The organism is Psychrobacter sp. UBA6739, assembly GCF_002453835.1.
GTDB lineage: Bacteria > Pseudomonadota > Gammaproteobacteria > Pseudomonadales > Moraxellaceae > Psychrobacter > Psychrobacter immobilis_A.
This window is the reverse complement of the sequence record NZ_DKHR01000005.1, coordinates 1-17,270: the sequence shown is the minus strand read 5'-3', so window position 1 is coordinate 17,270 and position 17,270 is coordinate 1. Positions and strand designations below refer to the sequence as shown.

At 43.1% G+C, this 17,270-nt stretch carries 14 protein-coding genes and 1 pseudogene; 7 read left to right on the top strand and 8 right to left on the bottom strand.

The genetic code is table 11. The features are described from left to right. Window positions 1–22 precede the first annotated feature (22 nt). The 5 genes from cysW to tnpA form a co-directional block, all read right to left on the bottom strand. Entirely contained in the window at window positions 23–979 is a 957-nt protein-coding gene (gene cysW / locus B2575_RS01440) for a sulfate ABC transporter permease subunit CysW (RefSeq protein ID WP_296239911.1), read from the bottom strand. Continuing rightward, window positions 979–1,863, bottom strand: coding sequence for a sulfate ABC transporter permease subunit CysT (gene cysT / locus B2575_RS01435; protein ID WP_198329918.1), 885 nt, complete (start codon window positions 1,861–1,863; stop codon window positions 979–981). The genes cysW and cysT overlap by 1 nt, the downstream gene beginning before the upstream one ends. Window positions 1,864–2,146: 283 nt before the next feature. Further along, window positions 2,147–3,241 carry a sulfate ABC transporter substrate-binding protein gene (locus B2575_RS01430; RefSeq protein WP_296239910.1) on the bottom strand — a complete coding sequence of 365 codons (1,095 nt, stop codon included), beginning with the start codon at window positions 3,239–3,241 and terminating at the stop codon, window positions 2,147–2,149. 250 nt (window positions 3,242–3,491) lie between these two features. Further along, complete coding sequence (locus B2575_RS01425; RefSeq protein WP_414707406.1) at window positions 3,492–4,649, bottom strand: sulfate ABC transporter substrate-binding protein; 1,158 nt, start codon at window positions 4,647–4,649, stop codon at window positions 3,492–3,494. Between the two features lie 199 nt (window positions 4,650–4,848). Continuing rightward, the gene (gene tnpA, locus B2575_RS01420) at window positions 4,849–5,247 is read right to left on the bottom strand and encodes an IS200/IS605 family transposase (protein ID WP_045456190.1); all 399 of its coding nucleotides are present in this window, start codon (window positions 5,245–5,247) and stop codon (window positions 4,849–4,851) included. Window positions 5,248–5,321: 74 nt separating this feature from the next. Here tnpA and B2575_RS01415 point away from each other — a divergent pair. Both B2575_RS01415 and B2575_RS01410 read left to right on the top strand, forming a co-directional pair. Beyond that, window positions 5,322–6,630: pseudogene (locus B2575_RS01415) on the top strand (RNA-guided endonuclease InsQ/TnpB family protein). 176 nt (window positions 6,631–6,806) lie between these two features. Then, window positions 6,807–7,328, top strand: coding sequence for a hypothetical protein (locus B2575_RS01410; protein ID WP_296239908.1), 522 nt, complete (start codon window positions 6,807–6,809; stop codon window positions 7,326–7,328). A 64-nt stretch (window positions 7,329–7,392) separates the two neighbouring features. Here B2575_RS01410 and sat read toward each other — a convergent pair whose 3' ends face one another. Then, a complete protein-coding gene (sat, locus tag B2575_RS01405; protein ID WP_296239907.1) occupies window positions 7,393–8,643 on the bottom strand; it encodes a sulfate adenylyltransferase in 1,251 nt (416 codons plus the stop codon). Window positions 8,644–8,885: 242 nt separating this feature from the next. Here sat and B2575_RS01400 point away from each other — a divergent pair, with 242 nt between their 5' ends. The 3 genes from B2575_RS01400 to B2575_RS01390 all read left to right on the top strand — a co-directional run bounded on the left by B2575_RS01400 (window position 8,886) and on the right by B2575_RS01390 (window position 11,905). After that, window positions 8,886–10,577: a nitrite/sulfite reductase gene (locus tag B2575_RS01400; RefSeq protein WP_296239906.1), complete on the top strand. Its 1,692-nt coding sequence runs from the start codon at window positions 8,886–8,888 to the stop codon at window positions 10,575–10,577. Continuing rightward, window positions 10,570–11,190: a DUF934 domain-containing protein gene (locus B2575_RS01395; RefSeq protein WP_296239905.1), complete on the top strand. Its 621-nt coding sequence runs from the start codon at window positions 10,570–10,572 to the stop codon at window positions 11,188–11,190. Before B2575_RS01400 ends, B2575_RS01395 begins: the two co-directional genes overlap by 8 nt. A 76-nt stretch (window positions 11,191–11,266) precedes the next feature. Further along, window positions 11,267–11,905 carry a phosphoadenosine phosphosulfate reductase family protein gene (locus B2575_RS01390; protein WP_296239904.1) on the top strand — a complete coding sequence of 213 codons (639 nt, stop codon included), beginning with the start codon at window positions 11,267–11,269 and terminating at the stop codon, window positions 11,903–11,905. Between the two features lie 150 nt (window positions 11,906–12,055). Here B2575_RS01390 and B2575_RS01385 read toward each other — a convergent pair whose 3' ends face one another. Then, window positions 12,056–12,868 (bottom strand): DUF817 family protein, encoded by an 813-nt coding sequence (locus B2575_RS01385; protein ID WP_296239903.1) that lies wholly within the window; start codon window positions 12,866–12,868, stop codon window positions 12,056–12,058. A gap of 393 nt (window positions 12,869–13,261) precedes the next feature. On the opposite strand from B2575_RS01385, the gene B2575_RS01380 reads away from it, so the two are divergent. After that, a complete protein-coding gene (locus tag B2575_RS01380; RefSeq protein ID WP_296239902.1) occupies window positions 13,262–14,212 on the top strand; it encodes an acetyltransferase in 951 nt (316 codons plus the stop codon). Between the two features lie 256 nt (window positions 14,213–14,468). Next, window positions 14,469–16,073: a siroheme synthase CysG gene (gene cysG, locus B2575_RS01375; protein WP_296239901.1), complete on the top strand. Its 1,605-nt coding sequence runs from the start codon at window positions 14,469–14,471 to the stop codon at window positions 16,071–16,073. Window positions 16,074–16,194: 121 nt separating this feature from the next. On the opposite strand, the gene B2575_RS01370 is transcribed toward cysG, so the two are convergent. Beyond that, window positions 16,195–17,193 (bottom strand): CgeB family protein, encoded by a 999-nt coding sequence (locus B2575_RS01370; protein WP_296239900.1) that lies wholly within the window; start codon window positions 17,191–17,193, stop codon window positions 16,195–16,197. Window positions 17,194–17,270 lie beyond the last annotated feature (77 nt).

The following is a 17,270-nucleotide window of genomic DNA, read 5'->3' as shown; positions in this document are numbered from 1 at the left end:
TTCAGACCAAGTGTAGATAGTATTACTTATCCGAAATTTCAGCAGTTGTTGCAGCAGTAGTATTAGTAGCCTTCTTAGCGTTGGCATTTACAAGTAGCTCAGGCACACTTGCCAGCCGTTCGGACTTGGCAAATTTGCGCTCTTGTAGCTTAGTCATGACTTGTTGAATAAGCAACGTCACGAGCGCCAGCGCAGCAAGTAGACTTGATAAGGCAAAAGCGGCGGTAAAGTTATAATCATTGTAAGCAATCTCAACCAGTAGTGGCATGGTGTTGGTCTCGCCGCGAATATGACCAGATACCACACTCACCGCCCCAAACTCACCCATGGCCCGCGCATTGGTCAAAATCAAACCATAGAGTAGTGCCCATTTGATATTGGGTAGTGTCACATGCCAAAACGTCTGCCAACCAGTTGCGCCCAAGGTCAATGCTGCTTGCTCTTCAGAGTCGCCTTGCGTCTGCATCAGCGGTATCAGCTCACGTGCTACAAAAGGAAAAGTGACAAATAAAGTAGCGAGCACGATCCCTGGAACCGCATAAATAACTTGGAATCCCATGCTCTCAAGCCAGCCGCCAATGGTGGAATTGAGTCCGAATAGCAAAACAAACATCAGACCTGCAACGACGGGTGATACTGAAAATGGCAGATCAAGCAAAGTGGTGACCAGCTGCTTACCTTTAAACTGATAGCGCGTCACTAACCATGCGATGGCGATACCCATCACCATATTGATGGGTAAGACGATAGCCGCGGTAATCAATGTCAGCTTAATGGCTTGCAAGGCTTCTGGGTCGACCAGCGAGGCAATATACAACTGCCAGCCACCTTTAAAGGCCTCATAGAACACAGCCAGCAACGGAATGACCAACATGATGACCATAAATAACACTGCGATGACGATAAAGGTAAGACGTATCCATGGCGTATCTTTAGTCGCTGCGTTGCTTTGGTAGTCGTAGCTATTAGATATTTGCATTAGCGAGCTCCTACACGGCGCGACAGTTTCCACTGCATGATGTTAATAGTTAATAAGATCACAAATGAGATTAGTAGCATAAATAATGCAACCGCAGAAGCCCCTTGAACATCAAACTGCTCTAGTTTACTAATGATAATGAGCGGTAAAATCTCTGATTGCATGGGGATATTGCCAGCGATAAAGATAACCGAACCGTACTCGCCAGTGGCACGGGCAAACATCATGCCTGCACCCATGAGTAAAGCGGGCAACAGCTCTGGCAAAATTACTTTGCGAAACGTCGTCAAGCGATTGGCACCCAATACCGCGGCTGCCTCTTCAAATTCAACCGATAGCTCAGCGAGTACAGGCTGTACCGCACGGACAATAAAAGGAAAACTGACTACAACCAAGGCGAGCCAAATACCTATAGGTGTAAAGGCGACCTGAATGCCAAATTTATCAAACCACTGACCAATCAAACCATTAGGCGCATAAAGGGTCGCAAGCGAAATGCCCGTGACCGCCGTTGGTAATGCAAATGGTAAATCAACTAGCGCATTAATCAACGACTTACCCCAGAACTCGTAGCGTACGAGTACCCAAGCAACCAATGTGCCAAACACCATGTTAGTCAGCATCGCCAAAAACGACATCCATAAGCTTAGCTTGATAGCAGCAGTAACTTGCGGCTGACTAATCGTCTCCCAGAATCCAGTCCAACCCATCTGAGTCGTGGTGTAGGCCATCATGGCAAATGGTAATACCACCAGTAGCGACAAGCTAAAGACCGTGATACCCATGCTCAGGCCGAACCCTGGCAGCACATTGCGTTGGCGCAAACGTGTTAACCACCCTTTTTTTGCAGGGGCTTTGCTGGCAGGAGATGTTTTTGCACTCATAATGATGTCCTATTGCCTAACCAATCGTACTTAGCGATGATTACTATTTATTGTTATTGCTTAACGTGGGTTTTCACTATTGATACTTAAAAAGAGCACTTAACAGAAAGCATTTAACGATGATGTCGTCTATAAAAACACGCTATCAGGTAGTTATTAATATGCTTATGGTATAAAGGACATAGCGTATATGACCATGTCCTTTATAAGGTTCTGCATGACTAACGGTGTGACTGACTGCATTTGCTAGCGCAGTAGCTTCTCTTATGCACTTAGCAAGTGATTACTGCGGTGCGTTAATGGCTAGCTGGTCGAATACACCGCCATCGCTGAAGTACGTACCCATGATTTCATCCCACGTGCCAAAGGCATCATTTGGACGGAAGGTTTCGATTGGTGGTAATTTATCACCATTTTTATCAAGGACGCTTTTGACGCTAGGACGCAAGTATAGATTGGCTGCTAGCTGCTGGGCAGGCTCGCTCCATAAGTAGTCAAGATAAGCTTTTGCGGCATCCGTTGTGCCTTTTTTATCTGTCACTGACTTGACAATCGCAACAGGGCTTTCTGATTTAATAGAGTATTTAGGATAAACGATGTCTACTTTACCCGCACCGAAATCAGTCGCTGCCAAGTTGGCTTCATTTTCAAAAGTTACTAGGACATCACCGATACCACGCTGAACGAAAGTGGTGGTCGCAGCGCGCCCGCCATTCTCATAAACTTTGACGTTTTTAAGCATGTCTTTCACGTAGTTTTTGGCATTGGTCTCGTTTTTATCAAAAGCGTGTAAGCCATAACCATAAGCGCCCAAGAACGCATAACGACCATTACCCGTCACTTTTGGATTGGCCATGACGATCTCAACGCCTTCTTTGGTCAAATCTTCCCAGTCATTGATGCCTTTTGGGTTGTCTTTACGGACTAAGAATACGATGGTGCTGGTAAAAGGAACGGCATTGTCTGGGAATTTGCTTTCCCAATCTGACTCAACCAAACCTTTTTTCTCAAGCAACTCAATATCAGAGCCTTGGTTCATAGTAGCGACATCTGCTTGCAGACCATTGGCAACCGACAGCGCTTGTTTACTTGAGCCACCATGTGACTGCTTGATTAGAATATTACTGTTTGGATTTTCCGCTTTATAGTGCTCAACGAATAATGGGTTGTAGTCTTTATAAAAGTCACGTGCCACATCATAAGAGACGTTCAGCAGCTCAATATTTTGACCTTCTGTGGCAATTGTGCCATCTGCATTAGCAGTCGTCTCTGTCTCGCTATTGCTACAGCCAGCCAGCCCCAAGGTTAATGCAACGCCTGCAATGCTCAAGACGTGACGTTTTTTACTTTTTTGTTGATAGTGCAAAGCGTATGTCATAAATCCCTCAAAGGTATCTGTTAAGTAATGCAAGTATGCTAACAGTGCCATCTTATTATGTTTAATGATGAATATGCGTATGTTATTGCCAAAATGGAATAACAAAGGGGTAAATACAAGGTTATCAATCACTTAAATAGTATCGTTAATACATAAGGCTGATACCCTACTAACTACCCGCTCTGGCTCATACAAATTGAGTACTTTGAGCATGTATCAGGCCATTGACGATCTCTTGATAAACGACTCCCTACTTCACTCTTGCCAGCTGATCAAAACGCCCACCATCGACAAAGAAAGTGTCCATAATCTGCTCCCAAGAACCAAATACTGCTACCGGCTCAAAAGTCTCAATATCAGGCAAGGTTGCTTTGTGAGCTGCCAGCACTTGTGGGTTGCTGGGACGCATATACATCTGTGCCATGAGCTCTTGTGCTGGGGTGTCCCATAAGCCTTTTAGGTAAGCATTTGCCGCTGCCGTCTTGCCGCCCTTGTCAGTAACGGCTGTTACGACCGCCACTGGGTTCGCAATCACAATAGAATAACTGGGATAAACGATATTGACCTGTCCTTTGGCAAATTGCTTGGCGGCTAAATGCGCTTCATTTTCGGTCGTGATGAGCACATCGCCCAGTCCGCGCTGAGTAAAGCTGGTTGTTGCGGCGCGTGCGCCATTGTCATAAGTGACCACGTTTGCCAGTAGCTTTTTGATAAAATCATCCGTTTTGGCAGGACTTTGCACCGTTTCTTTAAATTGATGTAATCCATAACCATAGGCACCCAAAAACGCATAACGCGCGGTGCCACTGGTTTTCGGGTTTGGTATCACGACATCGATATCGTTACGCGCCAAGTCCGACCAGTCTTTGATGTTTTTGGGGTTACCATCGCGCACCAATAACACCATGGTACTGGTATAAGGCACCGCATTGTTCGGGAACGCTTGCTGCCAATCAGAGGCAACCAAGCCTTTTTTAACCAACAGATTCATATCACTTTCTTGGTTTAAGGTGACTACATCTGCTTGCAGACCATTGGCAACCGACAGCGCTTGTTTGCTTGAGCCACCATGTGATTGGTTGATATTTACCTGACTGTCTGAATGCTTTTGCTGATAATCTGCGCTAAATAAAGCGTTATAATCTTTATAAAAATCGCGTGATACATCATAAGAGACATTTAATAAACTGATATTGTTTGCATCACCCGTCGCATTCAAGCCGTCTTGCTGAGTGGCTTCGGTAGGATTACAGCCTGTCATTAACATGGCAAACGCCAGTACGCTACCAACTTTAACACTGACATTGGCTAGCGGCGTCGGCGTCTTTTTATCCTTAATAAGTGTATGGAGGTTAGCAAAACGAAGATTTTGAGATATTTGCTGAATACTTTTGTTATCTGGTTGCATGGGTGCTCTCGATAATGTTGATAGAAGCGTTTTCCACAGCATTAACAATCTTATTAATGCACATAATTCTTTGGATGCGGTTCTATAGATAATGAGAAATATGCTAACAGCATGTGAGTCAAATGCTTAGTGATAAATGCGCTTATCGAGTGATTAACTTGGCATAAGTCATTTTATTAATTATTTTACAAGGCTTAGGCTAGCCTCGCTGATTCTGAATATATTGCTTAATAATATCTAATGGCGCACCACCACAAGAGCTTGCAAAATAAGATCGGGACCAAAGCACCGGCTTGGCATAAGCTGCTCTTAACTCAATGAAATCGCCTCTCATTCGTCTACTTGTGACTGACTTTAGATTATTAACCAACTTGCTTAACTGCACCGTTGGCGGATACTGAATAAGCATGTGAATGTGATCTGCCTCACCGTTACACTCCTTTAGCTCAGCGTCAAAACTTTTACAGACCTCAGCAACACATTCACTAAAATAATCATGATGCAACTCAACTAAAACTTTTTTTCGGTACTTGGTAAAAAAAACCAAATGAACGTGCAGGTTAAAGGCGGCATAGCGATTTTTATATATCTCACTCATTGTAATAAATACCCTTAAGTGCTAGAATTATAAGCATAATATCAAATACACACTCATTAATAAAGAAAGTGTTTATGAAGATCAACAAAGCGTATAAATTTAGGCTTGAGCCTAATACGGAGCAAACGGTTATTTTAAATAATCTTGTCGGCTCTGCGCGTTTTGTTTGGAATCAAATGCTGGTAATCTCATTTGAGATGTTTGCTAACAACGAGTTTATTAATGCCACCAATCTGGTTAATAAAATTATAGATTTAAAAAGTAATCCTGATTTTAATTTCCTAAAAGCCAGTTCAAATGCGGTGGCTTTACAACAAAAAGTACGTGATCTCGCCTCTGCTTGGTCACGTTTTTTTGACCCCAAAGTCCATGCCAAGTTAAAAGAAAATAAAAAGAAACTCCGTAAACCCAAGTTCTTTAAATTGGCTGATGGATCGGAGATCCAACTACGCCCACTGATGCCAAGATTTAAGCACAAGTCCGATGGCTGCGACTCAATTCGCTTGGTTCAGTTTGATAAATATTGCCGTGTTGAGGACAATCGAGTCAAACTACCCAACGGTATTGGCTTGGTGAAGTTTAGAAAATCCCAAAACATTATCGGCACCATCAAAAACGTCACCATCAGCAAGAAATCAGGGCGCTGGTACGTGTCGTTTGGGTGTGAACGTGAACTGGCTGAGAACCCTCGGCATCCTGCCATAAGCGCTATTGGGTTAGACATGGGTATCAGCAAACTACTCACCACCTCAAATGGTGAATACATCAAACCTAAAAACAGCTTTAAAGCCAATCAACTCAAGCTTGCTAGATTACAGCGTCAATTAATCAAGAAAGTAAAATTCAGTGAAAACTGGAAAAAGCAAAACCGTAAGATACAGAAATTGCACCATCATATCGCCAATATTCGTCATGACTACTTGCATAAAATCACCACCAGCATCAGCAAAAACCACGCTATGATTGCTTGTGAGGACTTAAAAGTAGCCAATATGTCGAAGTCTGCAAGCGGGTCGATGGAGAAAAAAGGTTATAATGTCAAAGCCAAATCAGGATTGAATAAATCAATTTTGGATCAAGGCTGGGCCATGATGGTCAATATGCTTGAGTACAAGCAGCAATGGCAAGGTGGGCTGCTAGTGAAAATCAATCCACGTTACACCAGCCAAACCTGCTTTAACTGCAAGCATGTCGCCAAAGAAAATAGACAAACTCAATCAAAATTTGAGTGCGTCCAATGTGGTTATGTTGCGAACGCAGATGTTAACGCGGCTCGCAACATATTAGCGGCAGGGCATGCCGTGTTGTCTGCGGAGGGAAGATGCGGTAAAGGGTCGCCCGTTGAAACAGAAAACTTGTGATATTCGTGAGAATGTTGCCTAAGAGCGTTTGCTTTTAGAATCCCCCACTTGAGCTTGGCGAAAGTGGTGGGAGTATGTCAAATAGACGAGCCTTTATGTAAACGATACTATCTCTAATATCCTTACAGCCATGCTGTTAGGCGTTTCGTTTAGATAACGACCATTCCTCTTAATCACTCCTTTATCAAAGGTACTTAAATGATCATGTCTCCACCTCGTGCCGCTCGTCACTCACGCTTTTTTTCGGTATTTTTCACCACATCGGCGGCTCTGTTTGCCTTAAGTGGCTGTAATAACATGACACCTAGCGTGAATCACCAAGCCATAAAACAACCTATAGCCGATGTCATGCCAGCTGTGCAAGCAGTCGTTGGAGATTATACTGATGAAGGTTATGAAAAGCGCGCGCAAGGCTATGATTGGGTTGGCGTCATGGTACGGGCAGAGAATGATCAGCAAATCAACATAAAGGTTCGCGCCCGTAGCGATATTAAAAAGCCCAGTTGCCAGTTTGATGGCAAGGCGACATTAATGGGTCAAGACGACGCGCACGGCATTATTTTCCAAAGCAAAGTCAATGACAGCACGGCATTCTTTCAATTTAAGGATGATAAACTGACTATTGATAGTCAAGATAAATACGCGCTTAACTACTTCTGCTCTGGCGGTGGCACATTGGTTGGTGAGTATCAAAAGCTGACAACAGATTTAGAGGTTTAATAGATAACAAACGCCAGCTTAAGTAACAAGCGTTGATACTGGTTTGATTGCTGATTATCTTGGTTTACACCGCAGAGGCACCAACCAATTTTACTTCAGCACGTTCCTCTCTTTCGATACCAGCATAATAATCACGCAAAATTTGTAGTACTTCTGGACGGCTAAAGTTCTCTGGCACCACTTCATCTTCTGATAGCGCTTTACGCAGCTTGGTACCTGATACTTTAACGTGTTCAGACGCTTCATGCGGGCAAGTTTTGTCGGAAGCCATAGCATTACAAGCATTGCACCAGAACGTCCAGCCAATTTTGAGTGGTTGAGTGATAAGATCATCTTTACCAACCTGTTCAAATATCGTTTGTGCATCAAATGCCCCATAATAATCGCCGACACCAGCATGGTCACGACCAACAATCAAGTGGCTACAGCCATAGTTTTGACGGAATACCGCATGCAGTAATGCCTCGCGTGGACCGGCATAGCGCATATCTAGCGGATAACCGGCTTGAATAACCGTATCTTGTCTAAAGTAATTATCAATCAAGGTTTTGATGGCTTCTTGACGGACGTCGGCTGGGATATCACCAGGTTTCAATGCCCCTAGCAATGAATGAATCAATACGCCGTCACAGATCTCAATTGCAATTTTTGCCAAATACTCATGTGAGCGGTGCATTGGATTACGCGTTTGGAAGGCAGCCACTGTTTTCCAACCTTTAGTATCCAAAATAGCGCGGGTTTCTGCTGGTGTTTTGTAGATTTCTGGATATAAGGTTGGGAACTCGCCTTCGCTCAATACCTCGACACTACCTGCAATATTGACTTCGCCTTGCTCTAATACTTGTTGAACACCCGGATGTTCTGGGTCTGTTGTCGTAAATACTTGCTGACACTCATGCTCTTTATCGATGGTATAGGTTTCTTCTACGGTCAAGATACCCATGATTTCGCCATCTTTTGCGACCAAGGCTACTTTATCGCCTTGGTTTAAATTATCGGCAGTCGCTTTTGGTGCAGACAAGGTGATCGGAATTGGCCAAAACAGACCCGCATTGTCACCACTTTGCAAACGCATATCATCAACCACACCCTGCCAGTCTGCTTGATTCATAAAGCCATTCAACGGCGTAAAGCCACCAATACCGAACATGATTAAATCACCACGCTCACGTGAGCTTAAAGTGATGGTCGGCAATGTGCTGGCAAGTTTCAATGCTTGAGCGCGTGCCTCACCTTGTAATAGTAATGGCTTAAGCTCAGTGCTGCCATGCGGCGGAACGAGTTTTGATGGTTGCTTAGAGGTGATAGATGTCATATTGATTTATAACCTTTATGGGTAGTGATAAATTTGATAAGCATAGGCTACCTAACTTTCGTTATGAAAATTTATGCTGTGTTTGGATATACATATGTCTTAAAGGAATTTATGTTTATAGACGCAAGCTTATATGATGTGACTCTGAATGGTTTACCTTGCGACTGGCAATAAGACCGATTACACACGCAAATCATTTTCGTCACTGCTTTTAAGACTAAAAACAAAATTGAGATTACGTCATGTATCAATATAATTACGCTGACCAAACCTTGGTAGAAGAACGAGTCGCTCAGTTTCGCGACCAAACCGAACGGTTTTTGGCAGGTGAGCTGCCAGAAGAGCAATTTTTGCCGCTGCGCTTGCAAAACGGCCTTTATATTCAGCGTTATGCACCGATGTTGCGTATCGCCATTCCTTACGGGCTACTTGCCAGCTACCAATTGCGAAAATTGGCTAAGATTACTCGTAAATATGACAAAGGTTATGGGCACTTCACTACCCGTACCAATATCCAGCTGAATTGGCCAAAGCTAGAAGACGTGCCAGATATTTTGGCAGAGCTGGCATCAGTACAGATGCACTCGATCCAAACCTCGGGCAACTGTATTCGTAACACAACCACCGATCCATATGCCGGTATCCACCAAGAAGAAATCGCTGACCCACGTCCCTATTGTGAGATTATTCGTCAGTGGTCAACCTTCCATCCTGAGTTTGCTTTTTTACCACGTAAATTTAAGATTGCCGTCATCGGTACCAATGATGACCGCGCGGCAACCCAAGTACATGATGTCGGTCTTCATATCAAAACCAACGATGAAGGTGAGATTGGCTTTGAAGTATTGGTCGGTGGTGGTCTAGGACGTATTCCTGTCCTTGGTAAAGTGATTAATAAATTTTTGCCACGCGAGCATCTCTTGAGTTATTTGGACGCCATCTTGCGTGTCTATAACTTGCATGGTCGCCGTGATAAAGGCAGCAAATACAGATCACGCATTAAGATATTGGTTGAGAGCATGGGCGGCCCTGCATTTGCCAAATTGGTCAATGCTGAGTGGGAAGCTCATACCAAAGATGGTTCGCTTACCTTAACTGATGAGAACTTTACTACTGCCAGCAGCTTTTTTACCGAGCCTGACTATGTGTCGTTTGATGCGCTACAAGTACAGTCTGAGCTACAACAGCAATTAAATGCTGATAAAGACTTTGCTAACTGGTACAACCAAAATACGGTGGCGCATAAAGTCGCTGGTTATCGTGCGGTCGTTATTTCGCTCAAAGCAGGCTTGGTCGATGGCAAATATGTGCCCTCTGGTGATGTCAGCGAGTCGCAGATGGATGCACTGGCTGATCTGTCTGACAAATACAGTTTTGGTGAGCTGCGTGGTACTTATCAGCAGAATCTGGTATTCGCTGATGTGCAAACCAATAACCTTTATGAGTTGTGGCAGCAACTAGCAGAGTTGCATTTAGCACGCGCTAATATCAATACCCTAACAGATATGATTGTCTGCCCAGGTTGGGACTACTGCTCGCTTGCTAATGCGACGACACACAACATCGCTGAACAAATCGAAAAACAGTTCGATGATCTAGACTATCTGTACGATTTGGGTGAGATTCGCTTAAACATGTCTGGTTGTATCAATGCTTGTGCGCACCATCATACAGGTGACATTGGTATCTTGGGTGTCGATAAAAAAGGTGAGCATTGGTATCAGATCAGCATTGGTGGCAATTCCAGTGACGATGCCAAACTTGGCAAAATCTTAGGTAAATCTGTCCCTGCTCTTGAGGTTGCCAATACCATACAGCAAATCGTTGACGTCTATGTAGACTTGCGCGCCAGCACCGACAATGATGTCGAAAGCTTTGGTCAATTGGTTGAGCGCGTTGGTATTGATCCATTTAAGGAGAAGGTCTATGGCTAATCATCATATTTTGGACAGTCATGGCACAGATATTGGCAGTCAAGATACATGGCATGTGCTCACTACTGATGCGTTACCAGAGAGTATTGTATCGACAAACATCACGTTGCTTGAGCTGCTACAAAGACAAGAAAAGCCCGATGTGATTGTACCGCTCGCTGACCTATTAGACGAATCAGGCGCGCAGGTCGGTGGTCTGGTTAAAGAGGTTTATGAGCTGATTGTACAGCACAGTAGCCGCCTTGGATTGTGGGTGACGGCTGACACCGATGCAGATGCATTAGAAGGTATCAGTAAGTTCTTAGCAAAGCAGGCGCTTATCGTGATTGATGTGCCTAAGTTTGCTGATGGCCGTCACTTTAGCTTTGCACGTACCCTACGCCAAATTGGCTACCAAGGTGAGATTCGGGTGGCTGGCGCGTTTGGCCGTGATCAAATCGCATATCTACTGCGCATGGGTGTTGATAGCTTTGTATTGAGCGAGCATGACATGCAGCCAGACTCTAAATTCGGTATTGAGCAAGCATTTACCGCTCTTGCCAGTAGTTATGATGGACAAAGTGCTTCGGATTTACCGATGTTTGCTAAACCGTCAGAACCCTTAATCGCCTAGCTTTAACACTGATCATAAATTTTTTAATCAACGATTTTATATTAACTTTATATTAACAACCATTAAGGAAGGTATTATGAGCCAATTACATCCGAACCTAGATCTTGACCAAGCCAACCAAGCATTGCAAGGCAAGTCGCCTGAGCAAATCGTTGAGTGGGCATTAAGTCAAGCGAAAAACCCAATCATCACGACTAACTTCCGCCCATACGAGTCAGCGATTCTGCATTTGGTTGCCAAACAGCGCCCTGACATCACCGTATTGTGGGTAGACTCAGGCTACAATACTGATGCCACTTATCAATTTGCCAATAAAGTTATCCGTGATTTAAATTTAAACGTCATCACCTATATTCCTAAGCAAACGGCAGCGTATCGTGACGCGACCATGAACGGTATCCCAGGTATCGACAACCCACAGCATGATGAATTCACTGACCAAGTAAAATTAGAGCCATTCCGCCGTGCGCTAGATGAGTTAAAGCCAGATGTTTGGTTTAATGCCATTCGTAAAGATCAAACAGAATTCCGCCAAGGGTTGGATGTACTTAGCCTATCAAAAGATGGCGTGTTAAAAGTAGCGCCATTGTTTGAAAACACTGACGCCGATTTAGATGTTTATCTCGAAGAGCATCACTTACCGAATGAATTTGATTACTTTGATCCAACGAAAGTAGAAGAAAGCCGTGAGTGTGGCTTGCACACGCAACTTTAGGTATTTCGTAGTTTTACGATAAAAACACTTCTTAGATATAAGAGGTGTTTTTTTATTGTCATAGTAGATTCAATATTTAGTTCCACAAAATTTGAATATATAATTCAAGCGCTACCGCCAAAACAATGAGGACACACGCAAGTATCAAAATTATCGAGCTAACTGCCAACCGCCTTTCTCATCCCTTTTACCCATGACTGCCAAAACCAACACTAGACTTAACATCAGTAATAAGTACCAAGAGCCCAGCTTACCCCAACCTACCATATGCCATACATTTGCTTGTGACGGATAACGCCAAATATTGGTAAAAGTAGCAATATTTTCTGCCAACCAAACCAAAAAAGCGAGGAACAACAGTAATGGTAAAAATGGACATTGATATTGCTTGGTATCATGCAGTTGAAGATTATTTTTGTGATGGATTTGAAACAACACTCTGGTTTTCCAAAATAAAATTATCGAAGCGATGAACAATATATTGCGAATATCAGGGACAAAAAACTTAGTGAAGAAATTGGCATAAGAAAAAATAACCAATAAACTCACCCATAGTAAACGTGGCAAGTCGGTAAAAGAGGCATTAAACAATCTTAAGCCACGCGCTAAAAAACTACCTACGGCCGAGTACATAAATCCGGCGAAGAGTGGCACAGTGGCAATTCTAAAAATGGATGGTTCAGGATAGTACCAAGAACCAATTTTGGGATGGGTTAAAAACAATTCCATTGCCATGGCCATGATATGAAAAATAGCAATGACCCATACCTCACGCGACGTTTCTAATTTGAAATAAACCAAAAAAACCTGAATAATCAAAGCATAAGCCAATAACAGATCATAGCGATAGATACCAGAAATTGACCAACTTATTTGATGAGTCAGTACAAAAGCCAATAATAAAAGTATGCCAAACAAAGCAGACGCTAAACTCAGCGCGGCGCCACGCGGAATAATGTTCAACACCTTAGTTTAGCACTACAATCATATTGACTACCGTTTATTGCTTTAACAGCTCGCTTCATACGCTATGGTGAACCATGACATACATCCTCCTCTTCCTCACAATAGCTTATTATATAAAGTATTCATTAGAGGCCGCCAAACTATAGCAAATAGTCCGCTTAATAGACAATTTTCTATAGTTTTTGAATATCTCTATCTGTATAAAGAAGTCAGCATTTGAATAATTAACGTTTCTTGAACGTTTTATTGTCTAACATTGCGGTATTCTATGGCTTGCCTCAGTGGCTGCTCGGCATTAAACCGATGCTATAAAGCCACATCATGAACAAAGTTACTCATCCTTTTTTATTTCCTTATAGGCACTCGCGCTCATCAATATGGATATTTATTATGTCTTTTATAAAAAAAATCGATTCACTTTATGAAAAACTGCACGATAAGCTACCAGCGGTAGGCAAGGCAGCCTCTTTTTTAACTGGTACGAGTGTTCTTACTGCCAATAGTGCGATGGTGGGTCTGCCCATCTGGACTTTGGGAGCGGCAAAAGTATTGACAGGAGCGAAAGCTGCGGATGATGCGCTGATTGCGATTACCAAATACTGGATTAATAGTAACAACGCCGTCATTGATCATGCCCTACCTCACAAAGACTGGCGCATTAACCTGCCTGACGATCTGAGCGAAGACAAGCAGTATCTATTGGTAAGCAACCATCAATCGTGGGTTGATACCAGCATTGTGCAATATATCAGCCAAGACACCCTGCCTCTGACACGGTTTTTTACCAAGTTTAATCTGATTTATATTCCTGTTATCGGTCAAGCCTTTTATTTCTTAGACTTTCCGATGATGAAGCGCTTTTCTGCAAAAGCGATGGCCAAGAATCCAGAGCTTAAAAAACAAAACCTGCTTGAGGCCAAGCGTGCTTGTCGTCAATTAAAAAACAAACCCTTTGCGCTATTAAACTATTTGGAAGGCACGCGCTTTACTAAAGAAAAACATGACCAACAAAAATCTCCTTATCAGCATTTGTTAAAACCACGGGCTGGCGGTTTGTCATTAGCCATTAATGCGTTAGGCAATGAGTTGGATTCTATCTTGGACGTGACCATTGTCTACCCAGACGGCGCGCCTGACTATGATGATTTATGGAAAGGCAATATTCGCCGTTTGGGCGTCGATGTGACTCGCTTAAAGATACCAGACGAATTATTTGCTGCCATCATGGACGGCGGCTATGACCGTGATGAAACCACCAAAAAAATGATGTTTGATTGGTTAGAGGATATCTGGCAAAAAAAAGATGCCCGTATGACTAAGATGCTGAGTGAGTTTGAGTAGACTTTGTACGTTGTCAAATCTCGTTATTGCTAATATCTAATGCAAAAATCTAATCTACATGACAGCCACAAGCTTTGACGTAAGCCTGTGGCTTTTTTAATTCTGTATTTCATCTCTCCTCACCTATTCCACATCCCACCAAAAACCCTCACCAACATGAAAAAAACGAATATGCTAATGCCGATTCTCTACGTGAGCCGCCGTACCTAATAAACCATAATAGTGGCATACACTAAATTGAATAACTGGTAACGCTATGAACACCTTTCCATTATTTTTTAAATTAGAAGACCGTAAAGTACTCATTATTGGCGGCGGTGATGTGGCGCTACGTAAAGCGGATTTGCTCAGCCGTGCTGGCGCGTGTATTGCTGTCCTTGCACCAAGCATTAGCCACGAGATACAAGCCTTGTTAAGTGATAGCAAGCACGAATTGATTTATAAAAACTATAATAAAACCTATATAACAGACTCGCGCGTCATTATTGCTGCCACTGACGATGAGACACTTAACCATCAAATATATGCTGATGCCACTGAGCTAAACATTCCAGTTAATGTAGTCGATACACCCCATTTGTGCGATTTTATCTTCCCCGCGATTGTTGATCGCAATCCAATCGTGATTGGCATATCGTCAAACGGCAAAGCGCCAGTGCTGGCACGTCTATTACGCGCTCGCCTTGAAACCTTGATTCCACAAGGCTATGGTAAATTGGCAAAGCTTGCTGGCGATTTTCGTAGCGAAGTGAAAACTAAAATACCTACGCTGACAGGACGCAGGCAGTTTTGGGAAAAGGCATTTGAAGGTCCAGTCAGTCAGCTGATGTTTGCAGGTAATGAAACTGAAGCGGCGGCACAATTACAAGCTGATTTAGATAAAACAGCATCACTTATCAGTGAAAAACATACAGAGAATGATATATCCACAGAACCTCAAACCCTACAGAATAACGTAGGCGAAGTCTATATCGTTGGTGCAGGCCCTGGTGACCCAGAGCTACTCACCTTTAAAGCGCTGCGTCTCATGCAGCAGGCTGACATTGTCTATTATGATGCGCTCGTCTCACCGCAAGTATTGGATTTATGCCGCCGTGATGCCGATAAAGTGTTTGTTGGCAAAAAACGCAGCAATCATGCTGTGGCGCAATTGGGCATTAATGAATTGTTGGTCAATAGCGCTAAAGAAGGTCGCCGTGTGGTGCGTTTAAAGGGCGGTGATCCCTTCATCTTTGGCCGTGGCGGCGAAGAAATTGAGAGTTTGCGTGCGCACAGTATCCCGTATCAAGTCGTACCTGGTATTACCGCTGCCAATGCCGCCGCAAGCTATGCTGGCATTCCGCTGACCCATCGTGATCATTCGCAGTCAGTACGTTTTGTCACTGGATTTTTAAAGGCTGGCGCACCCAATAATAACTTTAAGAGCTTTTTGAATACGGATGAGACAGTCGTCTTTTATATGGGGTTGCATTCGCTGGCGCGTTTGACGACAGGCTTGATTGATGCAGGGCGCAGTAGCGACACCCCGATTGCTATAGTCTCCAATGCCAGTATGCCCAATCAGCAGGTATTAACGGGAACGCTTGCCGACATCGTTGAGTTGCAAGAAAAAAATCAGCTACGCACGCCAGCCTTGCTCATTATGGGAGACGTGGTCGCACTCCATCATGATTTGGCTTGGTATAATTTGCAAAATCAGCAGAAAAACAACAACAGTGACACCACAGCTAGTAACTGGCTACGTGGTGGAACAGCGGCTACACCAAAGGCAGATCATACCAGCCAGCAAGCCCATGCGTTATCAATGGTAGCCAATTTAGCAACGGCTGATGATGGTTTGGAGCAGTTGGTGATTGGTTGAATCAAGGCTTTTAACTAGCACAAAAAAACCTACCATTAATTAATGGTAGGTTTTTTTATTTGGCGGGTAACTTTTGATAACTTACACCATATGATAAGCACCTTTCTATACTAGAAGCAATCTATAGCTCGATAAAATCCACAATATGCTGTAGCCATTGATCGTAGTTATAGTTTTCTAATACATGGGCACTCGCATAACGCATCATCTCTATCTGCTGCTTGGTATAGCCTTTAGATAGTTGCGCAAATAACTCATCCGCCTGTTCGCGACTTTCTATCACTTCACACATCCCCTCAAAGCGTGTACTTACTGATACGCTAGGATTGCTCACCGCCAACCGACCACATGCCATAATCTCAATTAATCGACGAGAAAACATACTCGGTGAATCAGTCACAGTATTGACATTAAGTGCATGCGAGTACTGACGATACATATCACCAGTCTTATTGTGAGCGACCGCAGGATATACGTTAGTATTAGGTAAGTCTGGATAGCGATAGACATCAGACTTACGGTCCGAGTTACGATCTATGATATCTAATCCAAAAGGCGACGCTGCGCTAAATGCCATATCTTGCCACTTTTGCCGAGCATTATGGACATGCTTACTATAACTGCCGATAAATAGACTTTTGCGATAGGGCGGCGGTGATGTAGCGGGATAATGAAACTTAGGCTGCACAGCAAAGGGTAGCACCCCTACTTTTACTTTATTACCTAATATCGCTTGGTAGCGCTCAACACAGTTTGAATCAACGGTCAGTACATATTTGAATAAACTGGCAGAGTCGATAAAACGATTAAAGTGAGCTCCATCTTCCTTATTCCAAAATAATGCTGGAATATTATATTTATCTGCCATTTCTAAAAGCTTGCGTAGCTCAACGTTATTACGTTCAGGATAGTCAGGATAGTTGGCAATCTTGTAGCGCCATCTGTCTTTAAATCCGCGCCAACAAGATTCGACTAATATAAAATTAGGCCTAAATACTTTAAATATCCAAGTCCAATGATTATTGGTTATATATTTTACTTTAATAACTTTTTCATTATCTAAAGATATAGCAGTAAGCTCATCACTAACCAAAGCTATTCTAATATTTTTAGGAGGCATAAATAATTCTTTAACATATAGTATAAGTTGCAAAAAAATAATGTATCACTTTCATTAGGGCGTGTTGAACATTCATA

Bases quoted from the DNA above. Each gene is read 5' to 3' on its own strand.
- cysG (WP_296239901.1), top strand. From the start codon at position 14,469: ATGAACACCTTTCCATTATTTTTTAAATTAGAAGACCGTAAAGTACTC.
- B2575_RS01425 (WP_414707406.1), bottom strand. From the start codon at position 4,649: ATGCAACCAGATAACAAAAGTATTCAGCAAATATCTCAAAATCTTCGT.
- cysW (WP_296239911.1), bottom strand. From the start codon at position 979: ATGCAAATATCTAATAGCTACGACTACCAAAGCAACGCAGCGACTAAA.
- tnpA (WP_045456190.1), bottom strand. From the start codon at position 5,247: ATGAGTGAGATATATAAAAATCGCTATGCCGCCTTTAACCTGCACGTT.
- B2575_RS01390 (WP_296239904.1), top strand. From the start codon at position 11,267: ATGAGCCAATTACATCCGAACCTAGATCTTGACCAAGCCAACCAAGCA.
- B2575_RS01430 (WP_296239910.1), bottom strand. From the start codon at position 3,241: ATGACATACGCTTTGCACTATCAACAAAAAAGTAAAAAACGTCACGTC.
- B2575_RS01400 (WP_296239906.1), top strand. From the start codon at position 8,886: ATGTATCAATATAATTACGCTGACCAAACCTTGGTAGAAGAACGAGTC.
- B2575_RS01395 (WP_296239905.1), top strand. From the start codon at position 10,570: ATGGCTAATCATCATATTTTGGACAGTCATGGCACAGATATTGGCAGT.
- B2575_RS01410 (WP_296239908.1), top strand. From the start codon at position 6,807: ATGATCATGTCTCCACCTCGTGCCGCTCGTCACTCACGCTTTTTTTCG.
- cysT (WP_198329918.1), bottom strand. From the start codon at position 1,863: ATGAGTGCAAAAACATCTCCTGCCAGCAAAGCCCCTGCAAAAAAAGGG.
- B2575_RS01380 (WP_296239902.1), top strand. From the start codon at position 13,262: ATGTCTTTTATAAAAAAAATCGATTCACTTTATGAAAAACTGCACGAT.
- sat (WP_296239907.1), bottom strand. From the start codon at position 8,643: ATGACATCTATCACCTCTAAGCAACCATCAAAACTCGTTCCGCCGCAT.
- B2575_RS01370 (WP_296239900.1), bottom strand. From the start codon at position 17,193: ATGCCTCCTAAAAATATTAGAATAGCTTTGGTTAGTGATGAGCTTACT.